Here is a 22,738-nt window from a genome sequence, read left to right as displayed (position 1 = left end):
GAGCGGCCGGGGAGGAGGTGGGGGTGTGGGTGCCTCGCGTGCACGTCCCCCGCACGAAGGGGGCCCGCGCCTCGTACGCCCCCTGCTCGCACGACCGCTGCGGGTCGGGCAGCGGCGGGCGCTGGCCCTGCTGTTCGTCCTCCTGGTGACGGCGGCCGGGCTCGCCGCGCCCTCCGTGGTGCGGGCCGCCACCGCCCCCGACGCCCCGCCCGCCGCACCGAGGCCCGAGCCGTTCGGCGCCGCGTGCCACACCTCCGTGCAGGGTTCGCACGTGACCGCGTACTGCCACAACCCCTACCCCGACACCGACCGGGTGCGGCTGCACACCGACTGCGCCAACTGGTGGGACCTGGACGCGGACGCGGCGCCGGTGGAGGTGGCCCCCGGGCAGACCGTGCGCCTCACCGACCGGTGCTGGAAGGACGTCCGCACGGTCTGGGTGACCCACCAGAAGGCGTCCTGAGCACGCGCCCGTCGTTCGTCAGCGGCCTTCGAGGCGGTCGGGCAGGCAGATGAAGGCGTGCGCGGCCGCCTCCGAAGCGGCCGTCTCCGCGTCGCCCGTGCGGATCGCGTCGACCATCCGGGCGTGGTCCATGTGGTTGTCCGGCGTCATCTCCAGCGCCACGTCGTCCCGCAGCCAGTCGCGCAGCAGATGCCCGAGGTCCGCGTACAGCTCGGTCAGTACGTCGTTGTGCGAGGCCGCGACGACGGCGAGGTGCAGCGTCGCGTCCGCCGCCACGAACGCCTCCCGGTCGCCCGACGCCCAGGCCTGTTCGCGCCGGTCGAGCAGCGTGTCCAGCTGCTTCAGCTCGCGCTCGGTACGCCGCTGGGCGGCCAGCTTGGCCGCCGAGGACTCCAGGGTGGAGCGCAGCTCGGCCACGTGGCGCGGGTCGGCGCCGGCGAAGCGGCGGTGCATCACGCCGGCCAGCTCGCTCGTCGCCACGACATAGGTGCCCGAGCCCTGGCGGATGTCGAGCAGTCCGTTGTGCGCGAGGGCGCGGACCGCCTCGCGGACCGTGTTGCGCGCCACTCCGAGCTGCTCGACCAGCTCCGGCTCGGTCGGGATGCGCGAGCCCACCGGCCACTCGCCCGAGGTGATCTGGTTGCGCAACTGCGCGATCACCTGGTCGGCGAGGGCGGATCGCCGGGGAGAGCTGAGGGTCATGGTGCTCCAGTCCGAGAGGGGGTGGGTTACCGGAAAGCGTGACGGGATTCGATTGGACAACCAATCATCCCATGATTCTATGATGGCACCATGCCCGACGAAGAGACCACCACGCTGAGCCCCGCGCCCACCGTCCCCACCGCCTCCCCGGAAGCCCCCGCACCCGCCGGCGCGGCACGGGTGCCGGCGTGGACGCGCTGGCTCGTACCGCTCGCGCTGGTACTCGCCGCGGTCAACCTGCGCCCCGCCATCACGAGCCTCGGCTCGCTGATGAAGGAGGTCACCGGCGGGCTGCACATGAGCGGCGGCATCGCCGGCGTCCTCACCTCGGTGCCCGCGTTCTGCTTCGCCGTCTTCGGCATCATGGCGCCGCGCCTGGCCCGCCGCTTCGGCCCCGGCGCCGTCGTCTTCGCGGGCATGGCCGCCATCACGGCGGGCCTGCTCCTGCGCTCCTTCGCGGGCGGCACCGTCACCTTCCTCGCGGCCAGCGCGCTCGCCCTGATGGGCATAGCCCTCAGCAACGTCCTGATGCCGGTCATCGTCAAGCGGTACTTCCCGGACCGGGTCGGCTCGATGACCGGGCTCTACTCGATGGCGCTCGCCGCCGGAACCTCGCTCGCCGCCGTCACCACCGTGCCCCTCACCGACGCGCTGGGCGGCAGCTGGCGCCAGGGCCTCGGCATCTGGGCGCTGCTCGCCGTCGTCGCCGTCGCCGTCTGGCTCCCGCTGACGCGCGACCGCTCCGGAAGCGCGGGCCCGGCCGTCAGCGCCAAGGACGAGGCGGCCCCCGCCCTGCGCATCACCCGCAGCGGCACCGCCTGGGCCCTGGCCTGCTTCTTCGGGCTTCAGGCCACCGGCGCGTACATCACCATGGGCTGGATGCCGACGATCTTCCGCGACGCGGGCGTCTCGGCCGGCACCGCCGGACTGCTCCTGTCGATCACCATGGTCATGGGCGTGCCGCTCGGCTTCGTCATCCCGTGGCTGGTCAACCGGCTGCGCAGCCAGGGCCCCATCGTCGTCGCGCTCGGCACCTGCGGCCTGGCCGGCTACGCCGGGCTCTACCTCGCGCCGGCCTCCGGCGCCTGGGCCTGGGCGCTGCTGCTCGGCATCTCCAACTGCGCCTTCCCGCTCGCCCTGACGATGATCAGCAAGCGCTCCCGTACCCACGCGGGCGTGGTGCGCCTGTCCGCCTTCGCCCAGTGCGTCGGCTACCTGCTCTCGATCCCGGGCCCGCTCCTGGTCGGCGTGCTGCACGACCGCAGCGGCGGCTGGGACCTGCCCATCGCCCTGATGGCGGGACTCATGGTGCCGCAGATCGTGGTGGGCATCCTGGCCGGGCGCGACCGCACGATCGAGGACGAGGCCGGGGCCCGGCGATAGCGGGCCAAACCGGGATGCGACACTGGCCGCATGCCAGTGCTCGAACCCAATCCGCAGAACAGCCACAAGAAGCTCCTGCTCGTGCTCGGCGCGATGCTCGCCGTCACGGTCGTGGTCGCCGTCATCGCGACGCTCGCCTCCCCCTGACCCAGGCCTGACCGAGGCCCCGGCGACCGCCTCGTCGGGGCCGTGGTGGTGCTAGCCCCACCATCCCCTAGGGGGCCAGGGTCAGGGTCAAGTGGGTGGGTCACCGGATGGGACGACGCCCGCCGCATCCGTAGGTTTTGAGGTACCGCGACGGACACGCCGTCCGCCCGCGGCACGCGAACCCAGCACCCCCACGGAGGCGGTCATGTCGGCCCACACCCACCCCAGGTCCCCCCAACAGGGCGCCGGTGGCGTCGACTTCAAGCTGCCGTGGTGGGGCGTCGTACTGCCGGCCATCGCGTTCTTCGTGCTGCTCGCCCTCGTCATCGGCTCGGGCGACGCCCACGCCGCATCCGGCGACGGCACCCTCACCCACCTCGTCGACCGCATCCAGCAGAGCCTCTCGCGCTGACCCGAGCACGCCTGACCGAGCCCACGTGTCACCCCCCTGGCGGAGCCCCCAACACCCTGCGCCCGATGGCGCGATTCATGCGAAGCTGGGGAACATGAGCGTCGATACACCCCACAGGATCGTCCTTCTCCGGCACGCGAAAGCCGACTGGCCCGAGGTGTCCGACCACGACCGGCCGCTCGCCGAACGGGGCAGGGCGGACGCCCCCGTGGCGGGCCGCCGACTGGCCGCGGCCGGCATCGTGCCGGACCTCGCCCTGTGCTCCAGCGCCGTCAGGACCCGCGAGACCTGGAAGCTCGCCGTCCACGAACTGCCGCAGCGCCCCCGGACGGTGTACGAGGAGCGGATGTACGAAGCCTCCCTCGGCGAGCTCATCGCGCTGGTCAACGAGACCCCCGGAGACGTCGCCGACCTGCTGCTCATCGGCCACAACCCCGGGATGCACGCGATGGCCGACGCGCTCGCGGGCGGCGCCGAGGGCGACGCGCTGTCGCGGATGAACCGCAGCGGCTTCCCGACCTCGTCCATCGCGGTGCTCTCCTTCAACGGCTCCTGGAAGTCCGTGGAACACGGCGTCGCCACGCTCGTCGACTTCTGGGCCCCGCACGCCTGACACCACGGCCGGCCCGAACCCGGCGAAGGCCCCGGCGCACACAGCGCGCCGGGGCCTTTCCCGTACGGATCCGTACCCGGGTCAGTCGATGAGGCCGTCGGCGGCCTCGACCTCTTCCCGGGTGATGCCGAGCAGATAGAGCACGGTGTCGAGGAAGGGCACGTTCACCGCCGTGTGCGCGGCCTCGCGCACCACCGGCTTGGCGTTGAAGGCGACGCCGAGGCCCGCCGCGTTCAGCATGTCGAGGTCGTTGGCGCCGTCGCCGATCGCCACCGTCTGGGCCAGCGGCACCCCCGCCTCGGCGGCGAACCTGCGCAGCAGCCGTGCCTTGCCGGCCCGGTCGACGATCTCGCCCGTGACCCGGCCGGTGAGCCTGCCGTCCTCGATCTCCAGGGTGTTGGCGGAGGCGAAGTCGAGGCCGAGCCGGTCCTTGAGGTCGTCGGTGACCTGGGTGAACCCGCCCGATACGACGCCCACTTGATAGCCGAGCGCCTTGAGCGTACGGATCAGGGTGCGGGCGCCGGGGGTGAGCCGGACCTCGGCCCGCACCTTGTCCACGACCGAGGCGTCCAGGCCCCGCAGCAGCGCCACCCGGGCGTGCAGGGACTGCTCGAAGTCCAGCTCGCCGCGCATCGCGCGGGCGGTGACCTCGGCGACCTCCTCCTCGCAGCCCGCGTGCGCGGCGAAGAGCTCGATCACCTCGTCCTGGATCAGCGTGGAGTCGACGTCCATCACCACGAGCCGCTGGGCCCGCCGGTGCAGCCCCGCCGAGACGACGGCCACGTCCACCCCGAGGGCGGCGGCCTCGGTCGCGAGCGCGGTGCGCAGGGGGGCCGTCTCGACACCCGACACCGCGAACTCCACTGCGGTGACCGGGTATTTGGCGAGCCGGAAGATGCGGTCGATGTTGCCGCCGGTGCCGGCGATGCGGGCCGCTATGGCCGCCGTGGACTCGGCGGTCAGCGGGTTGCCGAGCACGGTGACGTGCGAACGGCCGCTGCCGCGCGGCCTGTTGTCGCCGGTGCCGGAGATGATCTCGGCCTCCAGCTTCAGCGACTCGGCCCAGCTGTGCACGGTGGCGCGCAGCTCGCCCTGGGAGGCCACGGTCGGCTGGGTGACCAGCGCGCACAGCACGAGCCGGCCACGGGAGACGACCTGCTCGATGTCGACGACGTCGACGGCGTAGGCGGCGAGGGTGTCGAAGAGCCCGGCGGTGATGCCGGGGCGGTCCTTGCCGAAGATCTTGACGAGGAGAGTCGGTACGTCAGAGCTCTGACCGGCGTCGGAGCTCTGGCCGGCGGGGGGCAGGGGCGATCGCGTCATGGTGATCCCACCGTATCGGCACGCGGTGCCTCGTCCGCACGGCGTCCCGCCCAGCGGACACGCCACCCTCGTACGGCCCCCTCCCGGGCCGGCCCGGCTCAGCTTCGGGGACGCGGGGCCCCCGGCGGCGGGGGCGGCCCCTCCGGGGGGCGCGGGCGGGGTCGCGGCCGGGGCTGCTGGTTGCGGGGGCCCGGCAGGGTGGGGGAGCCGTGCAGGTCCGGGGGCAGCTTCAGATACGGGTTGGTGTCGGGGTTCGGCGGAGGGTAGGAAGGCGCCGGGTCGTACGGCCCGGGCACCCGCTCGCCCGGCGCCGCCGGTACCCCTCCCGGGGCGACCCCGGCAGCCCCCGCCCCACCCGTACCCGCGCGACCCGAACCCGCCCCACCCGAATCCGGCCCGGCCGCACCCGCCCCGCCCCCGCTCTCGCTCGCGAGCGGGGCCGCCCGCAGCCCCGCCGCCCCCGACATCCGCGCGAGCAGCGCGCCCAGGGCGCCCGCCCCGGCCCCCCATCCGGCGCCGAGCAGGAGGGCGAGCCCGGCGTTGCCGTGCAGTTCAAGGCCCGCCCCGAACGCGTCGAAGCCCAGCACCGACAGCGAGGCGTTCGCGGACACCCCGGTGAGCCGTACGAACAGGGGGAGCGCCACCGCGCTGACGGTGGCGAGCGTCAGCGCGCACCGCCCCACGAAGGCGCCCCCCTCACGCCCGCCCACCGGCGTACGGACCGCCGTGAGCACGCCCGCGCACAGCATCAGGCAGACCATCGCGATCGCCAGCAGCCAGACCCGCTGGTCGAGTTGGGCAAGGCGCCCCAGCGTCATCGGCCGCTCGGAGTCCGTGCTGAGCAGCCGGCCGAGCGGATCGGGGAGCACGGTGGCGAGCGTGCCGGACGCGTGGCCGCTCCACGGCACGAACAGGCCGAGCGGAACGGCGAGCCACGCCCCGTTGGGCGCGCCGAGCAGGGCCGCGCCCGAGATCCGGGCCGGATGCGGGTCCCCGACCGCCGCGTACGCCGCCGCGCCGAGCCCCGCCGCCACCGCCACCAGGGCCACCGTCACCAGGGCGGAGACGGCCGGGCGGACCACCCGGTGCAACGCCGACCAGGCGCGCGGCAGCGGGGTGCGGCGCGAGGCGAGCAGGGCGATCAGCAGGACCGCGGCCACCCAGCACGCGGCGCCCACCAGCGAGCGCCCGGTGTCCACGCCGAAGCCGACCTCGGCCTTGGCGCCCGCGAGGCCGGCGAGCCGGTCCGGCAGCAGCCCGCCGATGTCCCCGAGGCCGGGGACGGCCGCCGCCCCGGGCATCTTCGCGCCGCCGGGGCCCAGTTGGGTGCCGTCGAGTGTGATGAGGTCGTGCCCGGCCCAGGCGAGCCCGGCGACGACGGCGACGAAGAGAGCGGCCACCGCGGCCGCGCGGGCCGCCAGTTCGCCGCCGGGGACCGAGGAGCCGGCCGCCCGCAGCGAGCGCAGGAAGAAGAGGGCGAGCAGCAGCGCGCCCGCGAGGCCGACGCCCAGTGGCGCGAAATCGATGGTCGTCCTGGCCTCCGCGCCGCTCAGACCGAACGCCGAGACATCACCGGAGGGGGTGACCGAGCCGCCCGCCCCGAGCACCACCACGGCCGCCGTCATCGGACCGAGCGCGCCGGCCGTGTCCGCCCCGAGCAGATGGAGGCCGAGCGCGGCCGTGCCCGCCATCGCGACCAGGGCCCAGCTCACCGCGGCGATCGAGGCGAGCACGACATCGCCCCACCGGATCGCCCCCCGGCCCTCGTTGCCGCGCACGCCCATCAGGAACCCCCGATACGAGCCGACTTGCCCCATTCCACTCCGGAGAGCGCGTTTTCATCCGCCGCCAGGTCATTTATGCGCGGACATCATGATCCGTACGCACTCATGGGTGCTTACTACTCTCGGTGGGTGTTTGGCCCGCGTCAACGGGTGGGCCCCCAGGGCCTGTTGCAGGACCGGGACCGTACTGTGCACGGTCTGTGCCGGTAATTCACAAGGCCCGGGTTTCGGATACGAGCCTGGGCCTGAAATAGTTCCCCACGATGTTCACCATCCCTAGACTCCCTGTGTCGGGAGTCACAGGCCTCCGGTGCGGAGGTCTTTCGGGGGACGATAAGTGGGGCTGGAGTGCCGGAACTCGTACTGGAATTGAATGGCAGCACCTGGACGCTCGATCCGTCCAGGTCGTACACCCTTGGACGTGATCCGCAAGGTGACCTCGTGGTCGACGACGCCAGAGTCTCGTGGCGGCACGCCACGGTCAGCTGGAGCGGCCGCGCCTGGGTCATCGAGGACCACGGATCGACCAACGGCACCTATGTGCGGGGCCAGCGGATCCACCAGATGGAAATCGGCCCCGGCTCCTCGGTCCACCTCGGCAACGCGACCGACGGCCCGCGGCTGAATCTGACCGGTGCCGCCGCCTACGCGCAGCCCGCGGCCCAGCAGGCCCAGGCCGCCCCCGCCCACCCCCAACCCCAGCAGGCCCCGCCCCAGCAGGGCGGCTGGGCGCAGCCGCCGCAGCAGGCGCAGGTCCCGCAGCAGTGGCAGCAGCCCCAACAGCCGCAGGTCCCGCAGCAGGGCGGTCCCGCCGGGGCCGCGCCCGTCTACGGCGACCGCAGCCCGACCACGTTCCACCAGGTCGCGCTCGGCCGTGTCATGCGCATCGGCCGTGCGCTGGAGAACGAGCTGGTCGTCTCCGACCTCCAGGTCTCGCGCCACCACGCCGAGTTCCACGCGACGCCCGACGGCCGGATGGAGATCCGCGACCTCGGATCCCACAACGGCACCTACGTCAACGGCCAGCCGATCGCCAAGGGCGGCAGCGTCCTGCTCGGCCCGCAGGACATCGTCGGCGTCGGCCACTCCACCTTCCGCATCGTCGGCGACCGGCTCGAGGAGTTCGTCGACACCGGTGACGTCTCCTTCTCCGCCCGCCATCTGACCGTCACCGTCGACGGCGGCAAGGACATCCTCAAGGACGTCTCCTTCGGCGTCCCCGAGAAGTCCCTCATCGCGGTCATCGGCCCCTCGGGCTCCGGAAAGTCGACCCTGCTCAAGGCGCTCACCGGCTACCGGCCCGCCAACAAGGGCGACGTCCTCTACGACAACCGCAACCTCTACAAGCAGTTCGCCGAGCTGCGCCAGCGTATCGGTCTGGTCCCGCAGGACGACATCCTGCACAAGGAGCTGACCGTCAAGAAGGCGCTGAAGTACGCGGCCAAGCTGCGCTTCCCCGCCGACACCACCGAGAACGAGCGCCAGCAGCGCATCGACGAGGTGCTGCGCGAGCTCAAGCTGGACATCCACAAGGAGAAGAAGGTCACCTCCCTCTCCGGTGGCCAGCGCAAGCGCGTCTCGGTGGCCCTAGAGCTCCTGACCAAGCCGTCGCTGATCTTCCTCGACGAGCCCACCTCGGGCCTCGACCCGGGCATGGACCGCGACGTCATGCAGCTGCTCCGCGGCCTCGCCGACGACGGCCGCACGGTCCTGGTCGTGACGCACTCGGTGGCCGAGCTCGCGATCTGCGACAAGCTGCTCGTGATGGCGCCGGGCGGTTCGGTCGCCTACTTCGGGCCGCCCGAGGAGGCGCTGAACTTCTTCGGCTACGGCACCTGGGCCGATGTGTTCTCCGCCTTCGAGAGCTACCGCGACTACGACTGGGCGGGCCGCTGGAAGGGCTCGCAGCACTACCAGATGTACGCCGCCGACATCGACGCGGTCGCCCCGCAGTCCGTACAGATGCCGCCGGCCCAGGCGATGAAGCCGCCGAAGCCGCAGGGCTGGGCCTCCCAGCTGTGGACCCTGATGCGCCGCTACGTCTCCGTCATCGCCTCCGACAAGGGCTTCCTCGCCCTGTCGGTGGCCCTGCCCGCGGTGATCGGCTCGGTCAGCGTGGTCATCCCGGCGAAGTTCGGCCTCGCGCCGCCCACCCCGCCGTCCCGGTTCAACGGCGACGCCGGCACGATCATGCTGATCCTCGCGGTCGGCATGTGCTTCTCCGGCGCGGCCAACTCCGTACGAGAACTGATCAAGGAACGGGTCATCTACGAACGGGAACGGGCCACCGGCCTGTCCCGCTCGGCATACCTGATGTCCAAGATCCTCGTGCTCGGCGTCATCACGGCCTTCCAGGGCGTGATCCTCTGCGTGATCGGCTTCTCGACCCGCAAACTGCCCGCCGAGGGCCTGGTGATGCCGCCCGCGGTCGAGATGTGCCTGGTCGTCATCGCCCTCGGCTTCACCTCGATGATGTTCGGCCTGATCATCTCCTCGCTGGTGAAGACCTCCGAGAAGACGATGCCGCTCCTGGTGATGTTCGCCATCGTGCAGGTCGTCTTCACGGGCATCCTGTTCAAGGTCTACGACTCGGTCGGCCTGGAGCAGTTCGCCTGGCTGATGCCGTCGCGCTGGGCCATCGCGGGCGTCGGCACGACGCTCGACCTGTCCCACCTGATGGGGCCGATGGACCAGAGCGACCCGACCAACCTCGACCCGCTGTGGAAGCACGAGGCGTCGCAGTGGTTCATCGACATCTCGGTGCTGCTGTTCATCGGCGTCGTCCTCGGGTTCTTCGTCGCGCGCCTGCTGCGCCGCCACGAGCCCGAGGTCATGCGCAAGTGATCCGCGCCTGACAACGCCGAAGGGCGGCACCCCGCACGGGGTGCCGCCCTTCTTCGCTCACCGGCCCCGGCCCACAGCCGAAGGGGGGATCAGTAGGCGCTGTTGACGTTGTCCATCGAGCCGTACTTGTCGGCCGCGTAGTTGGCGGCGGCCGTGATGTTGGCGACCGGGTCGTAGATGTTCCACGAGGTTCCGGGCACGTGGTACGCGGTGAAGGTCGGCTGGATGACCTGGAGCAGGCCCTTGGAGGGGACGCCGTTGATGGCGTTGATGTCCCAGCCGTTGATGGCGTTCGGGTTGCCGGTCGACTCGCGCATGATGTTGCGGTGCAGGCCGTCGTAGGTGCCCGGGATGCCCTTGCTCTTCATGATGTCGAGGGACTGGCGGATCCAGCCGTCGAGGTTGTTCGCGTAGACCGGCTTGCGGGCGGCCGCGCGGCTGGCGGCGGCGTCCTGCTCGCGCTTCTTCGCCTCGGCCTCGGCCTTCGCCTTGGCGTCCGCGGCGGCCTTGGCCTTCGCGGCGACCTGGGCCTGCTTGTCCGCGGTGACGTGCTGCTTGGAGATGCTCTGCGAGACCGTCTTCGTGCTCGCGACGGTCGCCGCGAAGGCGGCGGGCTCGGCCGCTACGGCGGTAGCGCTGCCCGACTGACCCGTCCCGGGGAAGACCGAGAGGGCGAGAGCCGCGGCGCCGAGGACGGCGACGCCGGCAATCGAGATCTTGTGCGTCTGGGGCAGACGACTGTGACCAGGGTTGCTGGACTCGGGCATGGCTGTCGAACCTCTTCCGAATGACTGGGGACGGCGCAGCGAAGCGCCGCGGCGGATGGCCGCAGCGCTGTGCGACGAGAGCCATTGTTAGCGGCCGCAAAAACCCGTGGCAAAGCTGCTACATACGAAGCCGGATAGTGGATCACGCGCCGGTGAAAGGCGCCTCGTACCCACTCCGGACCGGCTCACACCGCCTTTATTCGTCCACTAGCCGGCTTCGTAAGTGATGTGCGTCCTATGCGCGGGCTCACATCGAGGAGGTAACAGAATCACCAGACGTTGCTGGAGCAATGCGCACTGTGAGGGTTCTCGTCCGGAAGGAGGAGATGGACGTCGCCGAACTCGTGCCACAGGTAGAGCCGGCTCAGCGCCTGGTCGTAGGCGACGGCCAGCGCCTCGCGCCCCGCGATCGCCTCCAGCATCAGGAGATGAGAGGCCTCGGGCTCGTGCAGCCCGGTGAGCAGGCCGTCCACCACCCGCACCCCGCGCCGAGGCGTCACCACGAGATCCGTGAACCCCGCCGCCTCCCGCACCACCCCGTCGGGCCCGGCCGCCGACTCCAGGGCGCGCACCGCCGTAGTCCCTATGGCCACGATCCGCCCACCCGCCTCCCGCCGCCGCCCCCCGGAGGAAGCGCCGCGGCCCGCCCGGGCCGCGTTCACCAGCCGGGCCGTCGCCCGCGGCACCTCGAAGCGCTCCGGGTACGGCGGCTCGTGCGCCTCCGCCGAGGCCACCCCCGTGTGCAGCGTGACCGGCGCGAACCGCACGCCCCGCCGCTCCAGCTCCGCGACCAGGTCCGCCGTGAAGGGCCGCGCCGCGCTCGGCATCTCCGCGGAGCCGAGCCCGCCGGGCGCGGGCCGCGCGAACACCGTCTGGTACGCGGAGAGCGGCTGGTCCCGGTCGGTGTAGGAGTACCGGATGGGCCGCCCGTACCGGCGCATGAGCCCCGGCACGTCCCCCGCCGACACCCGCGCCCACCACAGCCGGTCCGGGCTCAGCGCCTCGTCGAGCACGAGCCGCTCCCCGCCGGGCAGCGCCACGACGGCCCCGGCCCGGTCCCCGGTGCGCCGCTCGGTGCTGCCCGCCGCCGTGGGCGTGCGCAGTTCCACCGCCCAGCGCCCGTCCGCGCCCAGGGTCGAGAAGTGCACCACCACCGGTGTCCCCCGCACCGACCCGTCGACGGCGGCGGGCAGGGTCTGCGAGGTGTTGACCACCAGGACGTCACCGGCCCGCAGCTGCCCGGCCAGATCACGGAAGGCGTGGTGGGAGACCTCGGTACCGCGCGACACCATCAGGCGTACGTCGTCGCGCCCCGCCCCGCGCACCTCCGCCGGCACCGAGGCGAGCAGACCGGCGGGCACCCGCACCACCATGGGCGCCGTCATCGCCCGGCCTCCGCGCGAGCGCCTTCCGTGTGACCGTCCGCCGGCGCGTGGGCGCCGTAGCGGCCGCTCGGCGGGCGTTCGTCGAGCAGCCGCAGGAACCCCGGGACCACCGTCGAGGGCTCCGGCCGGCCGGAGCCGTCGTCCGGCACCGCCGCCGCGTACAGGTCGGTGCGCATGTCACCCGGGTCCACCGCCCAGACCCGAAGCCCCGGCTCCTCCACGCCGAGCACCGCCGCCAGCTGGTCCAGGGCCGCCTTCGACGCCCCGTACCCGCCCCACGTCCCGTACGCCTCGGCCGCCGCGTCCGAACTGACCGCGACCACCGCGCCCGCCGGGGCCTCCCGCAGCAGCCCCAGCGCCTCCTGTACGAGCCCGAGCGCCGCGACCACATTGGTCTCCAGGGCCTCCCGCAGCCCCGCGAGACCGAGCTCCGCGAGGGGCACGAGCGGCTCGGCGCCCAGCGCGGAGGCGTTGTTCACCAGCAGATCGAGCCCGCCGAGGCCCCGCGCCGCCGCCACGAGCTCCGCCCGGTGCCCGGCGTCGGTGACGTCCCCGGGCAGCGCCACGACCCGCGTGCCGTACGCCTCCAGGCCGCGCGCCGCCTCCTTCAGTACGGGGCCCGTCCGCGCGTCCAGGACCAGGTCCCAGCCCCGCTCCGCGAGCGCCCCGGCCAATGCCCTGCCGAGCCCCTTCGAGGCCCCCGTGATGATCGCAACCGGCATGATGTCCGACCCCTCTGTCCGTCGAGCTGTCCGATCGAGCCGTCCGGCCGGTCTGTCCGCGACCGGGCTGCCCGGCCGAGCCGGCTGATGGAGCGGTCTGATCGAGCCGCGCACCGACCGGTCGGCCGGTATGTGCCGCGACGGGTTCAGGGTGGCGCCGGGTGCACCCGCGCCGCCTCGGACGCGGGGCCCGGCCCGGGAAGGCACTTCGGCCTAAGGCCGGCGGCCGGGACAGGCACTCCGGCCTAGGCCCGGCGGCCTAGGCGGGGGCCGTCCACAGGCCGAGGCGCGCTGTCGCACCCCGCCGGTACGGTGACCACATGAGCCGTCCCGCCGACCCCGCCGGAGCAGGTCAGAGCCCGTCCCCGAGCGCGGGCCTCGCCGCCGTGAGCACCGCCCTGCTCGCCATGAGCAGGCACCTGGAGGTCGGGGACGTCCTCAAGACGATCACCGCGTCCGCGCGCGAACTCCTCGACGCCGAGTACGCGGCGCTCGGCGTCCCCGACGACCACGGCGGCTTCGCGCAGTTCGTGGTCGACGGCGTCAGCGACGAGCAGTGGCGGGCCATCGGACCGCTGCCCCGCCAGCACGGCATCCTGGCCGCGATGCTCCACGAGGAGAAGGCCGAGCGCCTCGACGACGTCCGCGAGGACCCCCGCTTCGAGGGCTGGCCCGCCGCCCACCCCGACATGTCCGACTTCCTCGGCATGCCGATCCGCGACGGAGACGAGACGCTCGGCGCCCTCTTCCTCGCCAACAAGCGCTGCCCCCGGCCGGGCGGCGGCTGCGGCTTCACCGAGCACGACGAGGAACTGCTCCGGCTGCTCGCCCAGCACGCCGCGATCGCCCTGACCAACGCCCGCCTCTACGAACGCAGCCGCGAGCTGACCATCGCCGAGGAGCGCTCCCGGCTCGCCCACGAGCTCCACGACGCGGTCAGCCAGAAGCTCTTCTCGCTCCGCCTCACCGCCCAGGCGGCCACCACCCTGATCGACCGCGACCCGGCCCGCGCCAAGGGCGAGCTCCAGCAGGTCGCCCTCCTCGCCGCCGAGGCCGCCGACGAACTGCGCGCCGCCGTCGTGGAGTTGAGGCCCGCCGCCCTGGAGGAGGACGGCCTCGTGCACACCCTGCGCACCCAGATCCAGGTCCTGGACCGGGCGCACGCGGCCCGGGTCACCTTCGGCAACCTGGGCGTGCGCGCCCTGCCCCCGGCCCAGGAGGAGGCCCTGCTGCGCGTCGCCCAGGAAGCCCTGCACAACGCGCTGCGCCACTCCGGCGCCGGCCGGGTCGACGTGGTCCTCGAGCGCAGCGGCCAGGGCGCGCTCCTGCGGGTCAGCGACGACGGCCGGGGCTTCGATCCCGGTCTGGTCCGCCGCGCGGGCCGCCACCTCGGCCTGGTGTCGATGCGGCACCGGGCGAGCGGAGTCGGCGGCAGGCTCACCGTGCAATCGGCACCCGGCGAGGGCGCCACGATCGAGATGGAGGTCCCCGGTGGCTGACAAGGTGATCAGGGTCCTGCTCGTGGACGACCACCAGGTGGTCCGCCGAGGACTGCGTACGTTCCTGGAAGTACAGGACGACATAGAGGTGGTGGGGGAGGCCTCCGACGGCGCCGAAGGCGTCGCCCGCGCCCAGGAGCTGAAGCCGGACGTCGTCCTGATGGACGTCAAGATGCCGGGCATGGACGGCATCGAGGCCCTGCGCAAGCTCCGCGAGCTCGCCAACCCGGCGAAGGTCCTCGTCGTCACCAGCTTCACCGAGCAGCGCACCGTGGTCCCCGCCCTGCGCGCCGGCGCCTCCGGCTATGTGTACAAGGACGTCGACCCGGACGCGCTGGCCGGCGCGATCCGCTCGGTGCACGCCGGGCACGTGCTGCTCCAGCCCGAGGTCGCGGGCGCCCTGCTCAGCCAGGACGAGGGCCACGGCGGCACCGGGCGCGGCACGACCCTGACGGAACGCGAGAAGGAGGTCCTGGCGCTGATCGCCGACGGACGCTCCAACCGCGAGATCGCCCGACACCTGGTCCTGTCCGAGAAGACCGTCAAGACCCATGTGTCGAACATCCTGATGAAACTGGACCTCGCCGACCGCACCCAGGCCGCCCTGTGGGCCGTGAGGCACGGTGTGACCGGCTGAAACGCGGCGAACCGAACGGCCGGCCGAACAGGGAACCGGACCGTCATGGTCCGGTAGAAGATTCATACCGTCGTGTGGATGTCACCCACATAGCGCACCCCCTGGGGCGGCCCGGCGTTCTCCATGGCATGCCGCGGCGGCCGGCCGCGGCGACGACCAGGAGGATCCAGAACATGAAGCTCAACAAGGCTCTCGCCGTCACCGTGCTCGCCGGAGGCGCCCTCGCCGCCGCGACCGGTGCCGCCTCCGCCCACGGCGGGGCCGACGCCAACGGCAGCGCCCAGAACTCCCCGGGCGCCGTCTCCGGCAACCTGGTCCAGGTTCCGGTGCACGTGCCGGTGAACGCGACGGGCAACACGGTCAGCGTGATCGGCGTCCTCAACCCGGTCTTCGGGAACGAGAGCTCCAACTTCTGACCGCGCCCGCGCGACGACCTCCGGCCCCCGGGTTCCCACCCGGGGGCCGTCCCTGTTCAGGAGGCCCGAACCGGCAAACGGGGCTTGAACCGACGCAGCGGGCCCGGGCCGGTGAATCGGGGCGGGCCTCAGCCCCGGTCCCGCTCCCGCTCCTCCACATACGCGTTGTACGCGGCGACCCGGGCCCGCCGCGCCACCCGCTCCACCGGACGCAGCGCCTCGCCCCGCGCCGCGATCTCGGAGGCGCTCACCGCGCCCCCGTGCCCGTTCTCGTACGCGAGCGACACCAGCAGCGCCACCCTCCGGGCCAGCTCCAACACCCGTACCGCGCGCGGCGGATACCCCGGTGCGAGCACCTCGTCGTCGGGGCCCTCGACCCGCGAACGGTACGCGTCGATCGCGGCGGCCGCGGCCGGACCCGAGCCGGCCACGTCGAGCCGGGTGAGCGCGGCCGTCGCGTCCCGCAGCGCCTCCGCGAGCTCGCGCTCGGCCTCGCCGAGCGAGGGCACGTCCGCCGGCGGCGCCTCGCGCACCGCCAGACAGTGCCAGACGACCTCCGTGTGCACGTCCCCCGAGGGCCCGGCCTCGTACAGCTCGGGGACGAGCCCGTACGGCGCCCCGAAGCCGACCACGGCCTCCTCCGCGTCGAGGGCGCGCGCGTTGAACTCCGCGGGCCCGCTGAGCCCCAGCGGATGGCCGGCCACCGGGAGCGCGAGCCGCCAGCCGCCGACCCCGAGCGTGCGCAGCCGCCCGAGCGCCAGCGTGAGCCCCACGGGCGCTGACTCGCCCGGCAGCCCCTCGACGCGGTGCACCGCGTCGTCCCCGACGATCGCGAGCGCCGCGTCGTCCGGCGAGATATTTCCGGCCAACAGGGCATTTCCCCAAGCGGCCAGCCGACCTGAACGTGGTTCCGAGAACATGGACTCAAGCCTAGGGAAACCCTGCGACCGGACCTAGAGCCTGCCCGGCGGATCCTGTCTGGAACGCCACCGCGGAGCCGAGGCATCTCGCGGGCGACCAGATCCGCCGGACAGACCCTAGAGGCGGGATCACTTCGCCAGTGGCGTAGGTTTTCCCTGGGGACCGCGCCCACAGGCGCGCCCCGCACCGCACTCGCGAACTCAAGACGATGGCATGGGGAGACAACGCGCTCATGAGCGATGTACTGGAGCTGGTGGACGTATCCGTGGTCCGCGACGGACGCGCTCTGGTGGACGACGTCTCCTGGTCGGTCAAGGAAGGCGAGCGCTGGGTCATCCTCGGACCCAACGGCGCCGGCAAGACCACCCTCCTCAACATCGCCTCCAGCTACCTCTTCCCGAGCACCGGCACCGCCACGATCCTCGGAGAACAGCTCGGCAGGGTCGACGTCTTCGAGCTGCGCCCGCGCATCGGCGTGGCCGGCGTCGCGATGGCCGACAAGCTCCCCAAGCGCCAGACCGTCCTGCAGACCGTGCTCACCGCCGCCTACGGCATGACCGCCACCTGGCAGGAGGAATACGACGCCGTCGACGAGGACCGCGCCCGCGCCTTCCTCGACCGGCTCGGCATGACGGACTTCCTGGACCGCAAGTTCGGCACCCTCTCCGAGGGCGAGCGCAAGCGCACCCTCATCGCCCGCGCCATGATGACCGACCCCGAGCTCCTCCTCCTCGACGAGCCCGCCGCCGGCCTCGACCTCGGCGGCCGCGAAGACCTGGTCCGCCGCCTCGGCCGCCTCGCCCGCGACCCGTACGCGCCCTCGATGGTCATGGTCACCCACCACGTCGAGGAGATCGCCCCCGGCTTCACCCACGTCCTCATGATCCGCCAGGGCAAGGTCCTCGCCGCCGGCCCCATGGAGACCGAGCTCACCTCCCGCAACCTCTCCCTCTGCTTCGGCCTCCCGCTCCTCGTCGAGCACCGCGGCGACCGCTACACGGCGACGGGCCTCCCGCTCAGCTAGCGCCCTTGCGCCCTGTCGGTACGGGGACGCCCGGACCTACCATGACCTGGTGGACATCGAGGCATGGGTGTGGTGGCTGATGGCCGCGGCGGCACTGGGCATCCCCCTGGTGCTGACCGCCATGCCCGAATTCGGCATGATGGCGGTCGGCGCGGGCGCCGCCGCCATCGGCGCGGGCCTCGGCCTCGGCCCCGTCGGCCAGGTCCTCCTGTTCATCGCCGTCTCCGTCGCCCTCATCGCCGTCGTACGCCCCATCGCCGCCCGCCACCGCGCCCAGCGACCCCAACTCGCCACCGGCACGGAGGCGTTGAAAGGCCGTCAGGCCACCGTTCTGGAACGCGTCGACGCCGACGGCGGCCGGATCAAACTCGCCGGGGAGGTCTGGTCGGCCCGCGCGCTCGACGCGGACGGCGTGTTCGAGCCCGGCCACCAGGTCGACGTCGTCGAGATCGACGGAGCCACTGCCATCGTCATGTGAACCATGCCAGGATCATCAAGTCCGGTAAACGCCAACGCTTTCCGGACCATCCGAGAGCAAGAAGGGCACGGGGGTAAGCGATGCAACCGATCATCATCGTCCTGATCATTCTGGTGGTGTTGGTCTTCATCGCCCTGATCAAGACCATCCAGGTGATCCCGCAGGCCAGCGCCGCCATCGTGGAGCGCTTCGGCCGCTACACGCGGACGCTCAACGCGGGCCTGAACATCGTGGTCCCGTTCATCGACTCGATCCGCAACCGCATCGACCTCCGCGAACAGGTCGTCCCCTTCCCGCCCCAGCCGGTGATCACCCAGGACAACCTGGTGGTCAACATCGACACCGTCATCTACTACCAGGTGACCGACGCCCGGGCCGCCACCTACGAAGTCGCCAGCTACATCCAGGCGATCGAGCAGCTCACCGTCACCACGCTCCGCAACATCATCGGCGGCATGGACCTGGAGCGGACCCTGACCTCCCGCGAGGAGATCAACGCGGCCCTGCGCGGCGTCCTCGACGAGGCCACCGGCAAGTGGGGCATCCGCGTCAACCGCGTCGAACTCAAGGCGATCGAGCCGCCCACCTCCATCCAGGACTCGATGGAGAAGCAGATGCGCGCCGACCGTGACAAGCGCGCCGCGATCCTCCAGGCCGAAGGCGTACGGCAGTCGGAGATCCTGCGCGCCGAAGGCGAGAAGCAGTCCGCGATCCTGCGCGCCGAAGGCGAGGCCAAGGCCGCGGCCCTGCGCGCCGAGGGCGAGGCCCAGGCCATCCGTACCGTCTTCGAATCCATCCACGCGGGCGACCCCGACCAGAAGCTGCTCTCCTACCAGTACCTCCAGATGCTCCCGAAGATCGCCGAGGGCGACGCCAACAAGCTCTGGATCGTGCCCAGCGAGATCGGGGACGCCCTCAAGGGCCTCTCCGGCGCCTTCGGCAACCTCGGCGGCGGCATGCCCGGCTTCAACACCGGCAACAAGGGCAACGGCACCGTCGAGCGCCGCGAAGAACCCCCCGTGGACTGAACCCCCGTGGACTGAACCCTCCATCCACCCGGTCCGGCGGACGAACTGCCCGTCGTACGGGGCCAGTTGACTGCCCCGTACACGGTTCATGCATGATCAGTGCGGCCCCTCGACCTCCATGGCGGGGAGGCGACTCACTGAACGTGTAAGGAGATGGCCTTGTCCATCTGGGAAGCACTCGCCGTCTTCGCGGCCGGCATCGGCGCGGGCACCATCAACACGATCGTCGGATCCGGCACGCTGCTCACCTTCCCCGTGCTCCTGGCGACCGGCCTGCCGCCCATCACCGCCAACGTCTCCAACGCCCTCGGCCTGGTCCCCGGCTCCATCAGCGGGGCCATCGGCTACCGCCACGAACTGCGCGGCCAGACCCGCCGGGTGCTCCGCCTCGGCGCCGTCGCCCTGGCCGGCGGCCTCGCCGGCGCGGCCCTGCTGCTCGCCCTGCCGTCCTCGTCGTTCGACGCGATCGTCCCCGTCCTGGTCGGCGCCGCCCTCGTCCTCGTCCTGTTCCAGCCGCGCCTGGCCGCCGCCATCAAACGCCGCCGCGAGGCCCAGGGCACCGAGGCCCACCCCGAAGGCGGCATCGCCCTCCTCGCCGGCCTCTTCCTCGCCAGCATGTACGGCGGCTACTTCGGCGCCGCCCAAGGCGTGCTCTACCTCTCCCTGATGGGCCTGCTCCTCTCCGACAGCCTGCAACGCATCAACGCCGTCAAGAACATCCTCGGCGCCGTCGTCAACGGCATCGCGGCCGTCTTCTTCCTCTTCGTCGCCGAGTTCGACTGGACCGCCGTCCTGCTCATCGCCGTCGGCTCGACCATAGGAGGCCAGATCGGCGCCAAGGTCGGCCGCCGCCTCAAGCCCGCGGTACTGCGCGGGGTGATCATCGCCGTCGGCATCGTCGCGATCCTCCAACTGACCCTCAAATAACGGCAGTACCCGCAACACCCCGCACACGAAGAAGCCCGCCTTCGATCCGAAGGCGGGCTTCCCGCGAACAAAGTCGACCCGTACTTCTCACTCCGGCCGCAACTCCCGCCGGAGCACGCCCTACGCCGCCGGAACGGCCCCCGTGGCCAGCCACGCGGGCAGCTCCGAACGGTCCCCGGCCGCCATCGCCAGCAGCATCGCATCGGCGGGCGACGGCACGAACGGCTGCCGCAACAGCGGCATCCCCGCCTCCTCCGGCGTCCGGTCCGCCTTGCGGTGATTGTCCTCGGCACACGACGCCACCGTGTTCAGCCAGCCGTCCCGCCCGCCCTGCGCCCGCGGCACCACATGGTCCACGGTCGTCGCCCTCCGCCCGCAGTAGGCGCACCGGTGCTGGTCCCTGATCAGCACCCCCCGTCTCGACCACGGAGCCTGTCTTCGGAACGGCACCCGTACGTATCTGCACAGCCGGATCACCCGGGGCACCGGTATGTCCATCGTGGCCGCACGCATCCGCAGATCGGGATGGGACTGCTCGACCACGGCCTTGTCCTGGAGCACCAGCACCACGGCACGGTTGAGCGTCACCGTCGACAGCGGCTCGAAGCTCGCATTCAGTACCAGCGTGTCCCGCATCCTGCCCACCTCCGTAGTGCCGGCCCACCGACGCGGGCTGGGATCAACTCTGGCCGGGCTCGCCACGATGGACAACGCAATATCCGCGCCCGCCCCGGCGGTGAACCCGGACCGACAACAGAAAAATGCCCTGCCCTGATCTCTCCAAGACCAGGGCAGGGCAAACGGAAAACGAACGGTCAGCTCTCCTCGGGAGCCGTGTACTCACCGATGAGCTGCGCCCGCCCGAGGGTGTGGAACCGCAGATTGAAACCGACCGCGGCGGGCGATGCCTCCGCGTCCGGACCGAGCTTCTCGCTGTCGACCGCGTACACCGTGAACACATACCGGTGCGTCTCCCCGGCGGGCGGCGCGGCCCCGCCGAAGTCCTTCGACCCGTAGTCGTTGCGCACCTGCACAGCCCCCGCCGGCAGCCCCTCGAACTTCCCGCTGCCCGCACCCGCAGGCAACTCGGTCACCGACGCCGGGATGTCGAACACCGACCAGTGCCAGAACCCGCTGCCCGTGGGCGCGTCCGGGTCGAAGCACGTCACCGCGAAGCTCTTCGTGCCGGCCGGAAACCCCTCCCACCGCAACTGCGGCGAGGTGTTCCCGGCCGCGTAGACCTGGGCGTCCTTGAGCACGGCACCCGGCTCGACGTCCTCGCTCACCACGGTGAACGACGCCACCTCGGGGTGGAAGTCATGGGGAAGCGGCGGCCTCTTGAGCTCGCTCACGTCGGCACCTCCTGATTCGTCAGCAACTGGCACGCCCGAGCCTAGGGGGTCCGCCCTCAGAACCAGGCGCGCCGCCCGCCGACCTCGGCCAGCCACTCGTTGAGGTACGCCGACCAGTCCGTCGCCTGGAAGTCGTGCAGACCCACCTGGAACGAGCGGTAGGAGTCGCTGCCCTCGCTGAACAGACCCGGCTTCTTGTCCATCTCCAGGACCACGTCCATCTCACGGTCGTCCGCGACGAACGACAGCTCCACCTGGTTCAGACCCCGGTACTGCGACGGCGGATAGAACTCGATCTCCTGGTAGAACGGCAGCCGCTGCCGCGTCCCGCGGATGTGCCCCTTCTCCATGTCCGCGCTCTTGAAGCGGAACCCGAGCCGGACGAACGCGTCGAGGATCGCCTGCTGAGCGGGCAGCGGATGCACCTGGATCTGGTCGAGGTCACCCGAGTCGAGCGCCCGCGCGATCTCCAGCTCCGTCGTCACCCCGATGTGCATGCCCCGCAGCTGCTGCCCGTCGATCGTGGTGACCGGCGTCTCCCAGGGAATCTCCAGGCCGAACGGCACCACGTGCACGGCCCCCGCCTTCACCTCGAAGGCCCCGCCGAGCCGCAGCTTGGTGAACTCGATGTCCTGCTTGTGCTCGTGCTCGCCGCCCTCGACCTCGACCCGGGCCTGCAGCCCGACGGAGAGCCCCTCGATCTGCTGGTCGACCGACCCGCCCTGGATCCGCACCTCGCCCTGGACGACCCCGCCCGGCACCACATTGGTCTCGGTGAGCTCGGTCTCCACCGAAGCCCCGCCGGCCCCCAAGCTCGCCAGCAGCCGCTTGAACCCCATGCCAGTCCTTCCCCTACGTCTTCATGACCTCGACCCCTACGAACGCGCAACCGCCACATCCGGTTCCGCCCGCCGTCCACTACCCTCGGACGCCATGATCGCGGGCACCGAACGTACGCCACTCACCCGGAACTTCTTCGACCGGCCCGTTCTGGAGGTCGCACCGGACCTCCTGGGCCGCACGCTCGTACGACGGACCGAACACGGCCCCCTCGAACTCCGCCTGACAGAGGTGGAGGCCTACGACGGCCCGAACGACCCCGGCTCCCACGCCTTCCGCGGCCGCACACCCCGCAACGACGTGATGTTCGGGCCGCCCGGACACGCGTACGTCTACTTCACGTACGGGATGTGGCACTGCCTCAACCTGGTGTGCGGCCCCGAGGGCCGGGCGAGCGGAGTGCTGCTGCGGGCGGGGGAGATCCAGGTGGGCGCCGAACTGGCCCGCAAACGTCGACTCTCGGCCCGGCATGACAGAGAACTGGCCAAAGGCCCGGCCCGCCTGGCCACCGCACTCGACGTGGGCCGCGCCCTGAACGGCACGGACGCCTGCGCCGGCCCCGACGCCCCGCTCTCCGTACTTACGGGTACGCCCGCGCCACCCGACCTGGTACGCAGCGGCCCGCGCACCGGCGTGGGCGGAGACGGGGCTCCGCACCCGTGGCGCTTCTGGATCTCGGACGACCCGACCGTGAGCCCCTACCGCGCTCACCAGCCCCGCAAACGTCGAACTTGACTCGGCCTCGAGCGAGGCCTAACGTAGCCCGAGCCGCTTGAGACGGGCCCTGCTGTTCAGCATCCCCAGGCGGCCATCCACTACCTACGATCGAACCCCAACGGGTGCGAATTTCGGCATGCCTGAATTCGAACTCGAATAACTCGATTATGAATGGCAGGGGAAACCCGCTAAAGTAGTGGACACGCCGAAAGGGAAACGCGAAAGCGAAGATCTCGAAGCGAACCCCATTCCGACGGGGAATCGGACACGAAAGAGTCTGATAGAGTCGGGAACACGAAATACCGAAGGGAAGCGCCCGGAGGAAAGCCCGAGAGGGTGAGTACAAAGGAAGCG

General features: G+C 71.8%; 24 protein-coding genes. 14 read left to right on the top strand and 10 right to left on the bottom strand.

Annotated features, from left to right (window positions below; translation table 11 throughout):
* The first annotated feature begins 97 nt into the window (after positions 1-97).
* Positions 98-463, top strand: coding sequence for a hypothetical protein (locus ACFYZA_RS25830; protein ID WP_388493192.1), 366 nt, complete (start codon positions 98-100; stop codon positions 461-463).
* 18 nt (positions 464-481) lie between these two features.
* Here ACFYZA_RS25830 and ACFYZA_RS25825 read toward each other — a convergent pair whose 3' ends face one another.
* Positions 482-1,165 (bottom strand): FadR/GntR family transcriptional regulator, encoded by a 684-nt coding sequence (locus ACFYZA_RS25825; protein WP_382593011.1) that lies wholly within the window; start codon positions 1,163-1,165, stop codon positions 482-484.
* A 90-nt stretch (positions 1,166-1,255) separates the two neighbouring features.
* Between ACFYZA_RS25825 and ACFYZA_RS25820 the strand changes: the two genes are divergently transcribed.
* The 4 genes from ACFYZA_RS25820 (at position 1,256) to ACFYZA_RS25805 (ending at position 3,720) form a co-directional block, all read left to right on the top strand.
* Positions 1,256-2,548, top strand: coding sequence for a CynX/NimT family MFS transporter (locus tag ACFYZA_RS25820; protein ID WP_382593014.1), 1,293 nt, complete (start codon positions 1,256-1,258; stop codon positions 2,546-2,548).
* 30 nt (positions 2,549-2,578) lie between these two features.
* Entirely contained in the window at positions 2,579-2,695 is a 117-nt protein-coding gene (locus tag ACFYZA_RS25815; RefSeq protein ID WP_261711291.1) for an SGM_5486 family transporter-associated protein, read from the top strand.
* 205 nt (positions 2,696-2,900) lie between these two features.
* Entirely contained in the window at positions 2,901-3,107 is a 207-nt protein-coding gene (locus tag ACFYZA_RS25810) for a hypothetical protein (RefSeq protein ID WP_382593017.1), read from the top strand.
* Between the two features lie 94 nt (positions 3,108-3,201).
* Positions 3,202-3,720: a SixA phosphatase family protein gene (locus tag ACFYZA_RS25805; protein WP_388492987.1), complete on the top strand. Its 519-nt coding sequence runs from the start codon at positions 3,202-3,204 to the stop codon at positions 3,718-3,720.
* Between the two features lie 81 nt (positions 3,721-3,801).
* Here ACFYZA_RS25805 and serB read toward each other — a convergent pair whose 3' ends face one another.
* Positions 3,802-5,043, bottom strand: coding sequence for a phosphoserine phosphatase SerB (serB, locus tag ACFYZA_RS25800; RefSeq protein WP_382593023.1), 1,242 nt, complete (start codon positions 5,041-5,043; stop codon positions 3,802-3,804).
* 98 nt (positions 5,044-5,141) lie between these two features.
* Entirely contained in the window at positions 5,142-6,821 is a 1,680-nt protein-coding gene (locus ACFYZA_RS25795; RefSeq protein ID WP_388492985.1) for a streptophobe family protein, read from the bottom strand.
* 354 nt (positions 6,822-7,175) lie between these two features.
* Here ACFYZA_RS25795 and ACFYZA_RS25790 point away from each other — a divergent pair, with 354 nt between their 5' ends.
* Positions 7,176-9,671 carry an FHA domain-containing protein gene (locus ACFYZA_RS25790; protein ID WP_388492983.1) on the top strand — a complete coding sequence of 832 codons (2,496 nt, stop codon included), beginning with the start codon at positions 7,176-7,178 and terminating at the stop codon, positions 9,669-9,671.
* 89 nt (positions 9,672-9,760) lie between these two features.
* On the opposite strand, the gene ACFYZA_RS25785 is transcribed toward ACFYZA_RS25790, so the two are convergent.
* The 3 genes from ACFYZA_RS25785 to ACFYZA_RS25775 form a co-directional block, all read right to left on the bottom strand.
* Complete coding sequence (locus ACFYZA_RS25785) at positions 9,761-10,438, bottom strand: transglycosylase SLT domain-containing protein (RefSeq protein WP_382593032.1); 678 nt, start codon at positions 10,436-10,438, stop codon at positions 9,761-9,763.
* A 269-nt stretch (positions 10,439-10,707) separates the two neighbouring features.
* Positions 10,708-11,823: an S-adenosylmethionine:tRNA ribosyltransferase-isomerase gene (locus ACFYZA_RS25780; protein ID WP_388492982.1), complete on the bottom strand. Its 1,116-nt coding sequence runs from the start codon at positions 11,821-11,823 to the stop codon at positions 10,708-10,710.
* Complete coding sequence (locus ACFYZA_RS25775) at positions 11,820-12,545, bottom strand: SDR family NAD(P)-dependent oxidoreductase (protein ID WP_388492980.1); 726 nt, start codon at positions 12,543-12,545, stop codon at positions 11,820-11,822. Before ACFYZA_RS25775 ends, ACFYZA_RS25780 begins: the two co-directional genes overlap by 4 nt.
* A gap of 320 nt (positions 12,546-12,865) precedes the next feature.
* Here ACFYZA_RS25775 and ACFYZA_RS25770 point away from each other — a divergent pair, with 320 nt between their 5' ends.
* From ACFYZA_RS25770 to ACFYZA_RS25760, 3 genes are all read left to right on the top strand, one after another.
* On the top strand, positions 12,866-14,044 hold the full coding sequence (locus ACFYZA_RS25770; protein ID WP_382593040.1) for a GAF domain-containing sensor histidine kinase: 1,179 nt from the start codon (positions 12,866-12,868) through the stop codon (positions 14,042-14,044).
* A complete protein-coding gene (locus ACFYZA_RS25765; RefSeq protein WP_382593043.1) occupies positions 14,037-14,681 on the top strand; it encodes a response regulator in 645 nt (214 codons plus the stop codon). Before ACFYZA_RS25770 ends, ACFYZA_RS25765 begins: the two co-directional genes overlap by 8 nt.
* A gap of 173 nt (positions 14,682-14,854) precedes the next feature.
* A complete protein-coding gene (locus ACFYZA_RS25760; RefSeq protein WP_382593046.1) occupies positions 14,855-15,097 on the top strand; it encodes a chaplin in 243 nt (80 codons plus the stop codon).
* A 128-nt stretch (positions 15,098-15,225) separates the two neighbouring features.
* Here the strand turns inward: ACFYZA_RS25760 and ACFYZA_RS25755 are convergent, their stop codons facing one another.
* On the bottom strand, positions 15,226-16,017 hold the full coding sequence (locus ACFYZA_RS25755; protein ID WP_388492978.1) for a hypothetical protein: 792 nt from the start codon (positions 16,015-16,017) through the stop codon (positions 15,226-15,228).
* A 233-nt stretch (positions 16,018-16,250) separates the two neighbouring features.
* Here ACFYZA_RS25755 and ACFYZA_RS25750 point away from each other — a divergent pair, with 233 nt between their 5' ends.
* The 4 genes from ACFYZA_RS25750 to ACFYZA_RS25735 all read left to right on the top strand — a co-directional run bounded on the left by ACFYZA_RS25750 (position 16,251) and on the right by ACFYZA_RS25735 (position 19,475).
* Positions 16,251-17,042: an ABC transporter ATP-binding protein gene (locus ACFYZA_RS25750; RefSeq protein WP_382593052.1), complete on the top strand. Its 792-nt coding sequence runs from the start codon at positions 16,251-16,253 to the stop codon at positions 17,040-17,042.
* 46 nt (positions 17,043-17,088) lie between these two features.
* Positions 17,089-17,520 carry an NfeD family protein gene (locus tag ACFYZA_RS25745; RefSeq protein ID WP_382593083.1) on the top strand — a complete coding sequence of 144 codons (432 nt, stop codon included), beginning with the start codon at positions 17,089-17,091 and terminating at the stop codon, positions 17,518-17,520.
* Positions 17,521-17,600: 80 nt separating this feature from the next.
* Complete coding sequence (locus ACFYZA_RS25740) at positions 17,601-18,548, top strand: SPFH domain-containing protein (RefSeq protein WP_382593055.1); 948 nt, start codon at positions 17,601-17,603, stop codon at positions 18,546-18,548.
* A 153-nt stretch (positions 18,549-18,701) separates the two neighbouring features.
* Positions 18,702-19,475, top strand: coding sequence for a sulfite exporter TauE/SafE family protein (locus tag ACFYZA_RS25735; protein WP_382593057.1), 774 nt, complete (start codon positions 18,702-18,704; stop codon positions 19,473-19,475).
* Between the two features lie 120 nt (positions 19,476-19,595).
* On the opposite strand, the gene ACFYZA_RS25730 is transcribed toward ACFYZA_RS25735, so the two are convergent.
* The 3 genes from ACFYZA_RS25730 to ACFYZA_RS25720 all read right to left on the bottom strand — a co-directional run bounded on the left by ACFYZA_RS25730 (position 19,596) and on the right by ACFYZA_RS25720 (position 21,666).
* Positions 19,596-20,111, bottom strand: a complete 516-nt coding sequence (locus ACFYZA_RS25730; RefSeq protein ID WP_382593060.1) for an HNH endonuclease — start codon at positions 20,109-20,111, stop codon at positions 19,596-19,598.
* 179 nt (positions 20,112-20,290) lie between these two features.
* Positions 20,291-20,827 carry a YbhB/YbcL family Raf kinase inhibitor-like protein gene (locus ACFYZA_RS25725; protein ID WP_382593063.1) on the bottom strand — a complete coding sequence of 179 codons (537 nt, stop codon included), beginning with the start codon at positions 20,825-20,827 and terminating at the stop codon, positions 20,291-20,293.
* A 56-nt stretch (positions 20,828-20,883) separates the two neighbouring features.
* A complete protein-coding gene (locus ACFYZA_RS25720) occupies positions 20,884-21,666 on the bottom strand; it encodes a sporulation protein (RefSeq protein WP_382593066.1) in 783 nt (260 codons plus the stop codon).
* Positions 21,667-21,760: 94 nt separating this feature from the next.
* Here ACFYZA_RS25720 and ACFYZA_RS25715 point away from each other — a divergent pair, with 94 nt between their 5' ends.
* A complete protein-coding gene (locus tag ACFYZA_RS25715; RefSeq protein ID WP_382593069.1) occupies positions 21,761-22,402 on the top strand; it encodes a DNA-3-methyladenine glycosylase in 642 nt (213 codons plus the stop codon).
* The last annotated feature ends 336 nt before the right edge of the window (positions 22,403-22,738 follow it).

This window comes from Streptomyces sp. NPDC001828 (assembly GCF_042892175.1).
In the GTDB taxonomy this organism is placed as follows: Bacteria; Actinomycetota; Actinomycetes; order Streptomycetales; family Streptomycetaceae; genus Streptomyces.
The sequence above is the reverse complement of the archived record's forward strand: the minus strand, read 5'-3'. Positions and strand labels throughout refer to the sequence as shown.